The organism is Embleya scabrispora (assembly GCF_002024165.1).
Classification (GTDB): Bacteria; Actinomycetota; Actinomycetes; order Streptomycetales; family Streptomycetaceae; genus Embleya; species Embleya scabrispora_A.
In genome coordinates, this window is sequence record NZ_MWQN01000001.1 from 657,166 (window position 1) to 670,960 (window position 13,795).

Here is a 13,795-nt window from a genome sequence, read left to right on the forward strand (position 1 = left end):
CGGTAAACCAAGACGGAAGTACCACGCGACGATCGACTGAGGCACCCCCGCCCACCCGAGTACGGTGGTCCCGGCACGTGGGGGCAAGCGGGGGTGAACGTGGAGCGCGCGCAACACACCGAACGCGCCGCGGGAGTCGAGGACATCGGCACCGGCGCCGACGCCGAACGCGCAGCGCGGGTCGAGGACGCCGACGCCGAAACCCGCCGCGCCTGGGACCGAGGCGAACGCGGCCTGCTCCGCTGCATGGAGGCATCGGCGGCCGACGCGGCCCACCGCATCCTGCCCGGGGCCGCGGAAACGACCGGCGGGCCGCACGCAGTCGGCGGGCCGAACGCAGTCCACGGGCCGCAGGCGACCGACGGGCGAACCGCGCCCGGCGAGGCGAACACGGGCGGCGGCCCGGGCGGGACCGGCCGAGCGGAAGAGACCGCTGGGCCGGACGTGCCCGCCGGCCGAGGAACGACCGTCGGTCCCGGGCCGACCAAGCGCCCGGACATGGCCGGCGACCCGGGCGGAGCCGCCTGCCCGGCCGCCTCCACCCCGGGGGCCGTCTCCGACTCGGGAACCGCCTCCGCCCCGAACAGGATCGACCACCCCGGCGGCATCACCGGTTCGGCCGGACCTCCCACGCCGACTACTCCCGGCGGCCGGACCACGCACGACCGCCCCGGCACCACCCCCACCTCACGCCCGACGCCCGACTCGGCCGGATCCTCCGCGCCGACCGCGTCTGCCGGCTCGGGCACGACCGGCGGCCCGACGGCTCCCGGCGGTTCGGGCATCCCGAATACGACCGATCGCCCCGAAGTGACCACCGGCTCGGGCGGATCCGCCCCTCCGGCCACCACGAGGCCCGGATCGGGGCCCACCCGGGCCTCGGCCACGAGCGGTCGCCCGGGTCCCACCGTCGGCGCAAGCGCAGCCCCCGCCCACGGCCCCGACGTGGTCTCCGGCCCTCCCGTTCACGCCCTCCCCGAAGCCCTCACCCTCCTCACCGAAGCCCTCGCCGCCCTTCCCACCGACGATGCGCGCTGGCCGGAATTCGCCTACGCCGCCGGCGTCGCGTATGGCGTTCAGGCGGACCACGACGGCGACCCCCATACCCGCGACCAGGCTCGGATCTGCTTCCGGCGGGCCCGCCGTGCCGCGCCGGCGGATGCCCGCCTGTTTCGGGCCGCCACCCACGTGGGTGAGGCCCGCGTCGGCGCCGGCCCGGCCGGCGGTGAGTGGCGTGCCCTCCTCGACCCGCCCCCGGCCGCCGAAATCGCCGTCGCGCTGCGCCGGCTCGGAGCCGACGCGCTGGTCCAGCTCGTCCCCGGCGCCGCCGTCGTCAGCGGCGTCGACGGCTCGACCCGGCTGCTCGACCTGCCCGAACTCGACTACGGCCTGGACCTGCCCGGGAGCGATCGGGAGCTCCTGTCCGACTTCCTGGACGTGCTCTGCGCCTGGGCCTGGGACGCGGTGATGGCCCCCGTACTCGCCGCCGTCCCCGGCGCGTCCGGCCGCACACCGTCCCTGGTCCTGCTCCCCGCCGGCCTGTTCGACTCGGTGCCCTGGCACGCCGCGTGGTCGACCGTCGACGGCCGCCGCCGACACGCGCTCCAGGTCGCGCAGATCTCGTACACCGCCTCGCCCCGCCTGCTGTGCGACGTCGCCGCGCGCCCGCCGGCCGCCCCGCACCGCCCGATCGAAATCGGCCACGCCGCCGGCGACCCGATCGTGTTCGCCCCCGATCGCGCCGCAGGGTCCGCCGCCGAGCACCTGGCCGCCGGCGCCCACACCGTGGTGTCCACCCTCTGGCCCGTGGGCCCGACCACCGCCGCGCTGGTCCTGTACATGGCCCACCACTACCTCAACCGCCGCGACCTCCCGCCCGCCCAGGCGCTGCGCACCGCCCAACTCTGGATGCGCGACCCCAAACGCGGGATCCCCACCGCGATGCCCGCCGAACTCGCCGCGCACGCCCGGGAGATCACCCCGAACGACCTCACCGGCTGGGCCGCCTTCACCCACTCGGGCCGGTGAGCCGCCGCGCGCCCACCCCCACCCCGCCTTCCCAAGCCGCCCGCCGGGAGCGTACTGTTCGCCACGCCATCGCGGGAGCTCGGACCAACCGGGCTGAGAGGGCGGCATGGGGTGTCGGCGGCAAGCCGGCGCACACCCCGGGGCCACCGACCGCTTGAACCTGTCCGGGTAATGCCGGCGTAGGGAGAGCAGGTAGAGCCATGTCGGCTCCAGCAGTGGACGACGCGCGCCCCGCCACGGCACACACGGCCGCCGAGGCTCCGCTGGTCCTGGACACCGCGCCGCCGCGCACACTCGGCTTCCGCGACCAGGCCGCGTTCTGGGCCAACCTCGGAGTGAGCCTCCTCGGCTTCTCCGGCGCCCTGTTCGTACTGGCCCCGGCCGGCTATCCACAACTGTCCATGGTCGCCGCGATCGTCGCGGCGATCGGCGGCACGCTGCTCGGCACGCTCATGGTCGCGATCGCCGGCATCCCCGGCGCCCGCAGCGGCGCGCCCGCGATGACGGTGCTGCGCGGGTTGTTCGGCACGAAGATCTCGTACGTGCCGACCGTGTTCAACATCGTCCAGTGCATCGGCTGGGGCACCTTCGAGCTGTTGGTCATCTCGCTCGGCATCGAGGCGATGACCGACGGCGACGGCCCGCACTGGCTCTACATCGTCGCCGCCGGCACGGTCACCACCGCGATGACCCTGCGCCCACTCGGCATGCTGCGCATCCTGCGCCGCTACGTGACGATCGCGGTGGGCATCGCGATGCTCTACTTCTCGGTCCAGTTGTGGCGCGAGGGGCTGCCGCCGATGACCGAGGGCTCGTGGTCCGGCTTCTTCCCGGCAATGGACGCGGCGCTCGCGGTCGCGGTCTCGTGGGTACCGCTCGCCTCCGACTACACCCGCCACTCGCGCGGCACCAAGCCCGCGTTCTGGGCGGCGCTCGGCGGATTCTCCGTCACCAGCATCTGGTGCTACCTGCTCGGCCTGGTCGCCCTCGCCCAGGTGGGCGGCGACGCGGACAAGATCTTCGACTCGTTCCTGGGCGTCACCGCCGGGTGGGTCTTCTTCGCGGTCCTGGTCATCCGCGAGGTCGACCAGAGCTTCGCCAACGTCTACAGCACCGCGATGTCGATCCAGAACCTCGCGCCGCGCATCGACCGCCGGATCCTCTGCCTGGGCGTGGGCGCGCTGGTCACGGCATTCGCGCTGATGGTGAACGACTTCGACACCTACGCGAGCTTCCTGTCCCTGATCGGCTCGATCTTCATCCCGCTGCTCGGCGTACTGGCGGTGGACCTGTTCGCCGGCCGCGGCCGCTCCGGTTGGGACCTGGGCGACCGCTCGCCGGCCCGCTGGGTGATGCTCGCCCCGTGGCTGCTCGGCTTCTGCATGTACCAGCTGATCAACCCCGGCACGGTCGAGTGGTGGGTGGACTTCTGGACCCCGATCCAGGACACCCTGCACATCCACGCCCAACGCTGGACCTCGGCCTCCCTGTTCTCCTTCGCCCTCGCCGGCGCCACCGCGTACATCGCGGTCGCGTGGGACCGCCGACGGGCGGTCGCGACGCGCTGAGCCGAACCGGCCGGGTCAGCGGGCGATGGCAACGGCGAACGGGCGGAAGCCGTGCCGGCGCATGATGTGCGGTACCACCAGGATCATCGCCTCGGTGGCGCGAGCCGTGCCGATGCCACCAAGATCCTCGATCCATTCGGGCCGCCATCCCAGGTCGCCGAGCAGACCCGCCATGATCTCCTTCGCCTGCTCGTCGTCGCCCGACAGATAGGCGGTCGGCGGAGTGGCCAGGGTTTCGGGCGCGGTCATGACCATGAACAGCATGGTGTTGAGCGTCTTGACCACCCGCGTGTCGGGCAGCGCGGCCTGAAGTCGCTCGGCGAGGCTGCCGTCGCGGTAGACCAGCTCACCGGGCAGCCCGTCGTCGGCATCGCGGGTCGCGTTGGAAACGTCGACCAGGATCTTTCCGGCGAGTTCGGCGCGCAGGTCGGATAGCCGTTCCAGGGCGGTGTCCCCGGGCGTCGCGTTGATCACGACGTCCGCGTTGCGGGCGGTGGTGCGCTGGTCGGCGAAAGAGACGCGGGGGTCGGCGCCGGCGGCGTCCTCCGGCGAGCTCCGGTGGCCCAGGGTGACGCGGTGCCCGGCCGCGGCGAACTTGTGGGCCAGGTTCGCGCCGACGCGGCCGGCGCCCAGGATGCCGATGTTGGTCATGAGGTGATGCTCCTAGCGGTATTGGCGGGAAACGAACAGCGGTGAAGCCCGGGGCCCGCTCAGGCGACCGCCGACAGCACCCCAAGCGCCGCAGCGTGAATACCGGGCGCAGCGGCCAGGAAGTCCGGACTGCCCGTGGTCCACGGCTCACCCGCCAGGTCGGTGACGACGCCCCCGGCCTCGGCGACCAACAAAGCGCCGGCGACCAGCCCGGACCGAACATCGGAGAACTGCCAGAACGCGTCCATGCCCCCGCCGGCGACGTGAATGAGCTGCAAGGTCGCCGGCACGGACACCCGTACGACAAGACCGTTGACCAGCATCGCGGTAACCGATTCACCGATCCGCCGGAACGTGTCCCCGTCCTCCCCCGGCCTGGCCTGGCCGGTCCCGGTGAGCGCGGCGCCGAGGTCGGTCTTGGCGGACACTCGCAAAGGACGCCCATCGAGCCACGCGCCCCCGCCCGCGGTGGCGGTGTACGTGTCACCGGTCAGCGGCAGGTGGACCACGGTCAGCACCGGCCGGTTGTCCCGCACCAGGGTGGCCGTAACACCCCAGTCGGGCATCCCGTGTACGTGGTTGATGTTGCCCTCGGCCGGGTCGACGACCCACCACTCCCCGACCGGGAGCGGACCCCCGGCCAACTCGTCCTCGGCCCACCGCGATCCACGCCGCGCCCGCAGCAGCGGCTCACGCAGCACGTTCAGCACCGCGTCGTCGTTGGCGTGGATCTCCTCGACGATCTCGCTCGGACTCACGGCTCGGGCGTGCGGGGTGTAGCGGTCGCGCAGGGTCGCTCCGGCGGTCCGCACCGCGGCGGTCACCGTCGGCATCAGCGTCGTGTCGGCGTCGAAGGGCAGGGCTGTAGTCACGATCGGCTCCCGGGTTTCGATGGTCGCGGCGCGGCTTCCGCTCGCGGCGCACTTCGAAGCTAGAACCCCGATCGATTAACAACAAGTGCATGCTTCTCACTCGTAGAGTTACTCCCATGCAACTGGATCTCAACCTGCTCACGGCCCTGGACGCGCTCCTCGAAGAGGGCAGTGTCGCCGGCGCCGCGGCCCGTCTCCACGTGACCGCCCCGGCGATGAGCCGCTCGCTGGGGCGTATCCGCAAGGTCACCGGCGACCAGATCCTGGTCCGCACCGGGCGCCACATGGTCCCCACCACCCGTGCGCTGGCCATGCGAGCCCAGGTCCACGTACTCGTGCAGCAGGCCCACCACCTGCTGTCCACGCAACAGGAACTCGAACTGCCGGACCTGCGGCGCGTGTTCACCGTGCGCTGGCACGACGCCCTGGCCGACGCCTGCGGCACGGACCTGATCGCCGCCGTGCACCGCCAAGCCCCCGGCGTACAGGTGCGGCTGTCCGCCGAGCCCGGCACGGACACCCCGGAACTGCGCCGGGGCGAGGTCGACCTCGACTCCGCGTCCGCCCGGCCGACCCTCCCCGACATCCGCCACCGCCTCATCGGCAGGGACCGGCTCGTGGTCGCCGTCCGCCCCGGCCACCCGCTCACCGAAGGCCCCGTGAGCGTCGAGCGCTACTCGGCCGCCGACCACGTCACCGTCTCGCGGCGGGGGCGCCTGCGCGATCCGATCGACGACGCCCTGACCACACTCGGCCACGAACGACGCGTCGTCGCCGCCGCACCCACGGCCGCCCTCGCGATGCGACTCGCCCTGGACATCGGCCTGGCGGTCTGCCTCCCGGACGCGGTCACCCGCGCGGCCCGCGACCGAATGGGCCTGATCACCCTGCCCCTGCCGGTCCCGATGCCGGCCACACCCCTGTACCTGCTGTGGCACCAACGCCACGACGACGACCCCGCCCACACCTGGCTACGCAACCTGGCCACCGAAACCGTCCAGACACTATTCCGGCCGACGACCGGGTAGCGGGCGAAGGGGGCGGCGTCGCGTGGCCCGAAGGGCCTTCCCGGGTGGGTCAGGCGCTTTCGGCCGACGTTGCGCGTTCGGCTGCGGGGGACCGGTGCGGGGTCGGTCCGAGTCGGTGATGGGCCGCCGCCGGCGTTCGGGGCTCCAAGACTCGAAACCTCCCGACGAGACGCCCGCATTGCTCACCGAAAACCGGCTGGCAACAGGGGCAGGCAGGGCGCTCGGGTCGAGTCGCCCGAGGGGCCTTCCCGAGTGGGTCGGGTGGCTTCGGGTGCGTTTGCGGAGGGGTCGGAGTCCGGAATCGGATCCCGGTGGGGTGGTTGCGAGCTTCGAGCTTCGGTGACCTGCGGTTTTGCGGTGTCGGGGTGAAAAGTCGGGCGTCGAACGCCGGTTCCGTGTGCTCCAGCCGCCCCCGCACAGGAAGGGAGACCGAAACCATCGCATTGCAACCGGCTTCGGAAACTACAACTCCACAGAGGCCATCGAGAAGACCAAAAGTGCCCAGCAAAGGCCGAAACCGGATCCCGAAGCACCCCGATCGGCCCCCGCCCGCACCGACCTGCGGCTTTCGCTCACACCGAGGCAACAGCACCCACGCGATCCGGGTTCGTGAACTTCCGTCACCCTCACGCCCACCGCACCCGAAGCCACCCGACCCACTCGGAAGGGCCCCTCGGACGACCCGACCCGATTGCCCTCCCGCTCCACCGTTGCCAGCCGGTTTTCGCCGAGCAAGGCGCCCGTCTCGCCGGAGGTTCCAAGTCTTGGACCCCCGAACGCTGGCGGCGGCCCACCATCGACTCGGACAGACCCCGCACCAGCCACCCGCAACCAAAAGCGCAAGCCTCAGTGAAGGGGATTGGAGGCACTGCAACTCCATGGCTTTCGCATGCGGAGGTCCGTGACGAGAGCCGTCCATGCCTCGGGAGCGACGGATATCACTGCGGATTCCGGAAGTTCGGCGTCCCGGATGCCCAGGGTAGCGCCGACGATCGAAGCTTCGCTGCGACCGTCATTTCCGGTGTGATGGGACTTGAACCCACCAGACTTGCACTGAACTCGATGGAACGGCGCAACTCCTGCCGCCAGCTGGTGATCGTGGCGTGGGAAGCCATCTGGGACAACGCAGATGTATGAAGGCGATCGAAGGTGGTTCCGAGGCGTTCAACATCATCCGGCTTGTCAACCACGAGGGAGCCTACGAATTGTTCCAACCAGGCGGCATATCTACCTCGCTTGGGCTCCACGATCAGGCATGGAGCGGGTGCCACGAATCCCGCACCGTGCGGGAGGATTTGCACCCTGATGTGTGGATTCTCCGAGACGACTCTCACGAGGTGGTCGAGCTGATTCGCCAGAATCTCCGGGCTCCCGAACGGATTGTAGAGAGCATTCTCGGCGATGATGAACCAGGCGGGTCGGCCTTCGCGAAACAGTCGTTGCGCTCTGTCCATTCGCAGTTGCTGTCTCTCACCGGCTTCTGCGACGGAGAGCGTCGGGTCGAGCATGAGGATGACGGCGAGCGCATATTCCGCAGTTTGGAGCCGCCCGGGAATGAACGTCGTCTCGTAGCTGCGGAAACTGGCCGAACCCTGCTCCAGTTGGGTCAGCCGACGAAGACGCTCGGCTCCGTCCGTGATCAGGCCGGGCCACGCATGACTCGATTGCCCATCGGGCATCCCATCCAAGGCGGCAAACCCAAGCGCACTCAGCGGTCTCCCGAACAAATCCTCCAGTACGCGTTCATAGTCCGGGGTCGGATACGGCGGATCCGCGCTCTCCCACCGTCGGACCTGGCGCACGCTCACCGCCAAGCGCATGCCCATCGTGCGGGCGTGTTCCTCGAAGGCGTCGGCGAAACCGGCCTGGGAGTGCAGGCCGAGGGCGCGGCGGGCGGAGACCAACTTGGCGTTGGCTCCGAGCGGTCGTGCGGACATGGCAGCTCCGATTGATCCATCCCTACGCGCCCGCCCCGGTGTTCGCGTATGCGGGGATCGCAGGATGGCGAAATCACGCGCACACAAGGTAGCGAATCAGACACGCATCATGCGCCCGTATACCGGAGAAAGAGCCCTGCGGCCTTGACATCAAGTTCGCTTGAAGTTCTACGTTCGAGGTGAACGCTCCCGGCGGGGGAGCCTCCGGAGGGAGTGCCGATGGCGAGCTATACCGAGGTCGAACGTGCGTACCTGATCGGGCAGAGCCTCGGGCGGCTCGCCACCGTTGGGCCGAAGGGCGCGCCGCATGTGCGGCCCGTCGGGTTTCGGCTGAACGACGACGGGACCATCGACATCGGGGGGCCGAATCTCAGTGCGAGTCAGCGGTGGCGCAATGTCGAGCGCAATCCGGGCGTCTCCTTCGTCGTGGACGACATGACGCCGGACGAGCCGGGAGCGTACAAGCCGGGCTGGGGGCGCGGGGTCGAGATTCGGGGCCGGGTCGAACTGCTGCGGGACCACGAACCGCCGCTGCCCCTCGACTTCTTCAGCCGCGAGGTGATGCGCATCCACCCCGAGCGCGTCATGGGCTGGAACCTGGAGGACCCGCCGGGCGGCAGCGGATCCTGACCGGGCGCGCCGACATCGCCCGCCTGCTCGGGCGATGTCGGCCCTCGCGCCTACCCTGGCCGCATGAAGATCCGCCGCGTCGTACCCAGCGTCACCGCCACCGATCTCGGCCCCAGTCGGGAGTTCTATCAGGACTTCCTCGGCTTCGAGGCCGGCATGGACGAGCCCGGTTTCCTGATGTTCCGCTCGCCGAGCAACCCCACCGCCCAGGTGATGGTGGTCGTCCCCGACCAGTGCGACTGGGACGCGCAGTCCGGTCGCACGGCGATGTCCATCGAGGTCGAGGACGTCGACGCGGCCTATGCGCAGGCGCGCGAGCGGGGCTACGAGATCGTGTACCCGATCACGAACGAGGCGTGGGGCGTGCGGCGCTTCTTCGTCCGCGATCCCAACGGCAAGGTCCTCAACATCAACATGCACATCGACCGGTCGAGCTGACGCGGGCGAGACCGCGAATCACCGCGCGCCGATCGCCGCCCCCAGCGCGTGCCCGCCGAAGCCGTCGTCGGCATGCTGGGCCGCCCACCAGTCGACCATGCGTTCGGGGGTCATCGTGGTCCAGTCCGGGGTGTCCTCGACCATCGCGTAGCCCATCGAGCGGGCGACCCGCACCAGGTCCGCGCCCGCCGGGTGGCGCTCGGCCTCATAACGCGCCAACACGTCGTCCCACGACCCGGCCGGTCCCACCTCCCGGCACGCCGCCTCGAAGGCCACCGCGTCCTGGATGCCCTTGACCGCGCCGCTGGCCACATGCGGCCGAGCGATCGCCGCCGCGTCCCCGGCGACCAGCATGCGGCCGCTCGTGAACCGGTCCACCACGAGGTCGTTGATCGGCTGGATCAGCGTGTCGCTCTCGGGCGTCGAGGTGACCAGGTCGGCCCAGAACGGCGGAAAGTACGTGCGGGCCAGTGCCAACAACGCCGGACGCGGGTCGGCCGTGCCGCCCACCGCGCTGTACAGCCCCCACGAGATCCGGTCTCCCCCGCTGCTCGGGATCCGGTACATCACCCCCTGGCCGTTCGGGATGCAGATCGAGATCAGGTTGTCGATCGGCTCGTGGTTCCACGCGCAACTGCCTCGCCACATCACATAACCGGCGTACTGCGGCCGGATCTGCGGGAACACCGCCGTACGCACCGCCGAGCCGTAGCCGTCCGCGCCCACCACCACGTCGTAGCGCTCGCTCGTGCCGTCGGGCAGGTGGATCTCGCCGTCCGTACCGACCGTGACCGGTGTACCGCCGCGATAGTCGACCTCGGCCGGCACCCGGCGGCGCAGTCCGGCCCACAGCTGGCCCCAGTTGTACATCCGGAACGCGGCGGGCTGGTCCCACAACGACCGGCCGCGTGCCGACTCGCCGTCGTCGAGCAGCCAGGTGCGCCCGTTCACGTTGCGCCAGGGCGTGGTGTCGTCGAGGTAGCCGGCGGCGACCAGTTCGGCGTAGCGGTCCACGTGCAGCGCGATGCCCACTCCCCGGTCGGCGAGTTCGCCGGTGGTGCGCTCGTACACGGTGACCTCGGCCCCACTCCGTGCCGCCGCGAGCGCGAAGGCGCAGCCCGTGATGCTTCCGCCGACCACTGCGACCCGACCTATCGGCATGCCCATCTCCCTTGGTTCACATCCGACTTCGCACAGGCGTCCGGACCGGGCCGGACCCGGAAGGACCCTACGGGATGGCGGTCGCGATCCGATCACGTACACCGACCAGTTGTGCCCGGCGCGTCTCGTCGAAGGCGATCTCGGCCTCGGCGCTGCCCACATGAGCGGTGAGCCGGGCATGGTCGTCGATCAACGCGCTCAGGCACGGCAGCGCACCGGCGGCGTGTCCGCCCATGTCGGCGAGGACCTGAAGGGCGAGTTCGCCGACATACTGATCACCCGCCACGGCCGACATCTCGGCGACCAGGCGCGCGGTGAACTCGGCGTCTCCAGGCCCCAGATGCCGCCACAGGACACCCGCCACCTCGTACTTGCGCACCCTCTCCCGCTCGAACAGGCACATCGCCTGCCGAACCTGACGCTCGGTCAATCCACCGTGCGCGACCAGCCCCATCAGCGTGCGTGCCACCCGACGCTCGGACGAGCCGGGCTCGACCGGTTGTTCGGCCAACCAGCCATCGGCCTCCGCGCGGCCGTCGGGCAGGCGCTGTGCCGCGAAGACCGCCTCCAGATCCGGCGGCGGCAACAACCCGCGGGGTTCGCCCAGTTCTGCCGACAATCGCCGCGCCGCCGCGTCGTCCCGCCGGGCCCATCGCCCCGCCGCCGCCCGCCACACGTCGCGCGACAGACGCAACACCCGCAGACTCTCGGCACGCAGCGCGTCATCAGCGGCGTCGGCCTCCTCGGCCACCCCCGCCAACGCCGGCAGCAGTTCCGTCGGCCCGGTACGCCACAGCCGGATCGCCGCCGCCGCCATGTCCACGCCGACCCACCGCACGTCCCGGTCCTCGGCGGTCAGCAACGACCGCGCGATCTCGTGGCACTCCTCCTCGTCCCCGAGCAGCCGCCAGGCCCACTCCGAGCCCACCCGCACGTCCATCGGCCCACCATCGCGCCGCAACCGCCGCACCGCGTGCCCGAGATCGGCCCGGATCGCCTCGCACATCGCCCGCCGCCAAGCCCAGGGAAGGTCCCCGTCCCCGAGCAGGACCAGCGCCGCCGTCACCCGCACCGCCGGATCGGCGTCCTCGGTCAGGACCATGGCCGCGTCGTCGAACTCCCGCCCACGGCCGAGCAGCGCGATCGTGCCCGCCACCCGCACATCCGGATCGGCCGCCTCCGGCAACCACGCCGCCACGGTCTCGACCTCGGCCGTCGCCACGAACAACCGGGCCGCCGCGACCCGGACGCCCGATTCGGCATCCGTCAGCCACGACCGCGCATACGCGGCCACCGACGGCCAGGTCTCGCCGAACGGCGCCGAATCACGGAGCAGTTCGATCGCCCGCAGCCGGTTGTCGGCGGGGCCCGCCTCGGCAAGTCGCCACAGCAGCCGGACCGTCGGGCCGTCACGCTCGGCCCGAACCGCGTCGAAGATCGCCGTCCGCTCCGGCCCGGAGCTCGCCGCGATCCCCGACGCCACCGCACGCACGCACACATGTTCGTCGATCACCGGCCCACCGTGTCACACCCCGCAGCGCGGACCGAGCCGTTTGCGACCGAGAACCCCTGCACGAGCCCCGGCCTTTCACGACAACCGGCGGCGCCCGACGCCCCACGGCATCCGGCACAAGCGCGCCGTCAGTGCAATTCACCCTCCGTCTCCGAGTGCCCCACAACCTCGGCCGGGACCACCCCCGTCGACGCGGGCAAATGCATCGTCATCCGCACCACCACGCCCTCGGCACACTCGGCCACCTCGACCTCGTCGCACAGCGCCCGCGCTATCCACAGTCCACGTCCCGGCGTCTCCTGCTTGTCGGTCAGCCGAGGAAACGCGCGTCGACGGCAACCGCCGTCGCTACGACCGGCGTTCGCTCCGCCCCCCTCGTCCCCGATCGCGTGGATCTCACAGACCACCCGTCCGTCCCTGGGCACACAGCGCAGCAGCGCGGGCCGGGAGTCCGGGGTGACGGCGCACGCGGCGATCTCGTGTACCGCGAGCACCAGGCAGTCGGGGCGGTCGTCATCCAGGCCGACGGCGTCGGCGTGCCGGCGCACCACGGCGCGGACCAGACACAGGTCGGACGCGCCGAACGGCAGCACCTCCACCGGTCCGGCACCGATCCGCGCACGGGCGTGGGCGCGATCACGGTTCGGGCCGGTCACTGCGCTCCCCCACTACACTCCCCGGAAGGTCGGTCCTCGTCCAGGATCAGGCCGCCGGCCCCACTCCACCCGAGCAGGTCGACCACCTTGCGGACCGCCGGTCCCGCGGCCCGCAGGACCAGGTGCCGGTCCGGGCCGAGCGCGGTGGCGGCCCGATACAACGACTCCATCGTGCCGAGGTCGGCGAACTCCAGTGCGGACAGGTCGACGACCAGGTCCCGGCCCGAGTGGGCCATCGCGCGCCGCAGTGCGTCCTCCAGCAGGTCCCGGGTGCCCACGTCCGCCTCACCGACCAGGCGCAGTCCCTTGGTGGTGTCGGTGACCTGGAGGGTGGGCGGACGCGCGCGCCCGGTGCCGGCGACGAGCGGGTGCAGCCGTTCCTGGGCGTCGATCTGTACCGAACTGAACTCGCGCGGATCGTACAGGCAAATGCCCATCGCCCGGCGGCTCGGCAGGCCGAGGCCGGCGAGGCGTTCGAATTCGAGCAGGGCCGCGTGTTCGACGCCACCTGCTCGACCCCACGTCATGTCGCCGCATACGCGCAGACCGCGAAAGCCGTCGGCGAGGGCCTGATCCACCGCCGCGAAGAACGTCTCGGCCATTCCCTCGGGCGTGAACTCGCCCTCCCACAACGGCGTTCGGCCGACATCGACGACCACGAGCGAGCCGTCGGCCTCGCGGTCGTCGGGTCGGGTGGGACCTTCGGACAGCGTACTCATCAGCCAGGCCCGGTCGCGCCTGCCGAGCAGGCACAACACCCGGTCCTCGGCGGACAGTCCGTCCCTGATGTAGCTGTGCACCGCGAGCCGCGTGACAGCCTCGTCGGCCGACACGAAGCAGCAATGGCTGCCGTACTCCATCGCTCCCACCGCGGCCACCGTGGCCCCGGCCTGGGAAGTGTCCATCTGCGTATGCCCCCTGGTCGTGACGCGCCCCGGGCCGGGCCCGGGGCCCCCGTCTCGCACCAGACCGTAGTACCCGACGGGCACACCACCGGGCGCGAACAGTCAAGAAAGCTTCTTTCGGGGGCACCAACCCACCGGGCAGGGCACAATCTTTGGTTTCCGGCCGGCACCTCGGCCGGAGCGGCACCGGACCGGCCACCCGACCGGGGGGAACCGGACACGGGATGCGGCGGCCCCGACCCGGACCGCCCGGCGGCAGGCCCGTCGCGTCGTCGACCGCGCCGGCCGGCCGATCGTGAACCCGATCGGGTGACACCGGCATCGGTTGGCCCAATACCGCGTGGGTGACGGTCGTACGGCGACTAGCGTCCTGACGAATCCCACTCGTCCCAGGGAAGACATTGACCA

Annotated in this window: 12 protein-coding genes; 5 read left to right on the top strand and 7 right to left on the bottom strand. The window is 71.3% G+C overall.

What is annotated here, in order from left to right:
- Window positions 1–93: 93 nt before the first annotated feature.
- Window positions 94–2,028, top strand: a complete 1,935-nt coding sequence (locus tag B4N89_RS03180; RefSeq protein ID WP_078974348.1) for a CHAT domain-containing protein — start codon at window positions 94–96, stop codon at window positions 2,026–2,028.
- A 200-nt stretch (window positions 2,029–2,228) separates the two neighbouring features.
- Window positions 2,229–3,596 (top strand): purine-cytosine permease family protein, encoded by a 1,368-nt coding sequence (locus tag B4N89_RS03185; RefSeq protein WP_078974349.1) that lies wholly within the window; start codon window positions 2,229–2,231, stop codon window positions 3,594–3,596.
- A 15-nt stretch (window positions 3,597–3,611) separates the two neighbouring features.
- Here B4N89_RS03185 and B4N89_RS03190 read toward each other — a convergent pair whose 3' ends face one another.
- Both B4N89_RS03190 and B4N89_RS03195 read right to left on the bottom strand, forming a co-directional pair.
- Complete coding sequence (locus B4N89_RS03190) at window positions 3,612–4,247, bottom strand: NADPH-dependent F420 reductase (protein ID WP_078974350.1); 636 nt, start codon at window positions 4,245–4,247, stop codon at window positions 3,612–3,614.
- Window positions 4,248–4,306: 59 nt separating this feature from the next.
- Entirely contained in the window at window positions 4,307–5,119 is an 813-nt protein-coding gene (locus B4N89_RS03195; RefSeq protein WP_078974351.1) for an inositol monophosphatase family protein, read from the bottom strand.
- Between the two features lie 116 nt (window positions 5,120–5,235).
- Here B4N89_RS03195 and B4N89_RS03200 point away from each other — a divergent pair, with 116 nt between their 5' ends.
- Window positions 5,236–6,147: a LysR family transcriptional regulator gene (locus B4N89_RS03200; RefSeq protein ID WP_078974352.1), complete on the top strand. Its 912-nt coding sequence runs from the start codon at window positions 5,236–5,238 to the stop codon at window positions 6,145–6,147.
- 938 nt (window positions 6,148–7,085) lie between these two features.
- Here B4N89_RS03200 and B4N89_RS51170 read toward each other — a convergent pair.
- Complete coding sequence (locus B4N89_RS51170) at window positions 7,086–8,084, bottom strand: DUF5753 domain-containing protein (protein ID WP_235618445.1); 999 nt, start codon at window positions 8,082–8,084, stop codon at window positions 7,086–7,088.
- Between the two features lie 219 nt (window positions 8,085–8,303).
- Here B4N89_RS51170 and B4N89_RS03210 point away from each other — a divergent pair, with 219 nt between their 5' ends.
- Both B4N89_RS03210 and B4N89_RS03215 read left to right on the top strand, forming a co-directional pair.
- Window positions 8,304–8,714, top strand: coding sequence for a PPOX class F420-dependent oxidoreductase (locus B4N89_RS03210; RefSeq protein WP_078979075.1), 411 nt, complete (start codon window positions 8,304–8,306; stop codon window positions 8,712–8,714).
- A gap of 63 nt (window positions 8,715–8,777) precedes the next feature.
- Complete coding sequence (locus B4N89_RS03215; RefSeq protein ID WP_078974354.1) at window positions 8,778–9,152, top strand: VOC family protein; 375 nt, start codon at window positions 8,778–8,780, stop codon at window positions 9,150–9,152.
- An 18-nt stretch (window positions 9,153–9,170) separates the two neighbouring features.
- Here the strand turns inward: B4N89_RS03215 and B4N89_RS03220 are convergent, their stop codons facing one another.
- From B4N89_RS03220 to B4N89_RS03235, 4 genes are all read right to left on the bottom strand, one after another.
- Window positions 9,171–10,313, bottom strand: coding sequence for an FAD-dependent monooxygenase (locus B4N89_RS03220; RefSeq protein ID WP_078979076.1), 1,143 nt, complete (start codon window positions 10,311–10,313; stop codon window positions 9,171–9,173).
- Between the two features lie 67 nt (window positions 10,314–10,380).
- A complete protein-coding gene (locus tag B4N89_RS03225) occupies window positions 10,381–11,826 on the bottom strand; it encodes a hypothetical protein (protein ID WP_078974355.1) in 1,446 nt (481 codons plus the stop codon).
- Between the two features lie 128 nt (window positions 11,827–11,954).
- Window positions 11,955–12,482 carry an ATP-binding protein gene (locus B4N89_RS03230; RefSeq protein WP_078974356.1) on the bottom strand — a complete coding sequence of 176 codons (528 nt, stop codon included), beginning with the start codon at window positions 12,480–12,482 and terminating at the stop codon, window positions 11,955–11,957.
- Window positions 12,479–13,387, bottom strand: a complete 909-nt coding sequence (locus B4N89_RS03235) for an MEDS domain-containing protein (RefSeq protein ID WP_078974357.1) — start codon at window positions 13,385–13,387, stop codon at window positions 12,479–12,481. Before B4N89_RS03235 ends, B4N89_RS03230 begins: the two co-directional genes overlap by 4 nt.
- Between the last annotated feature and the right edge of the window lie 408 nt (window positions 13,388–13,795).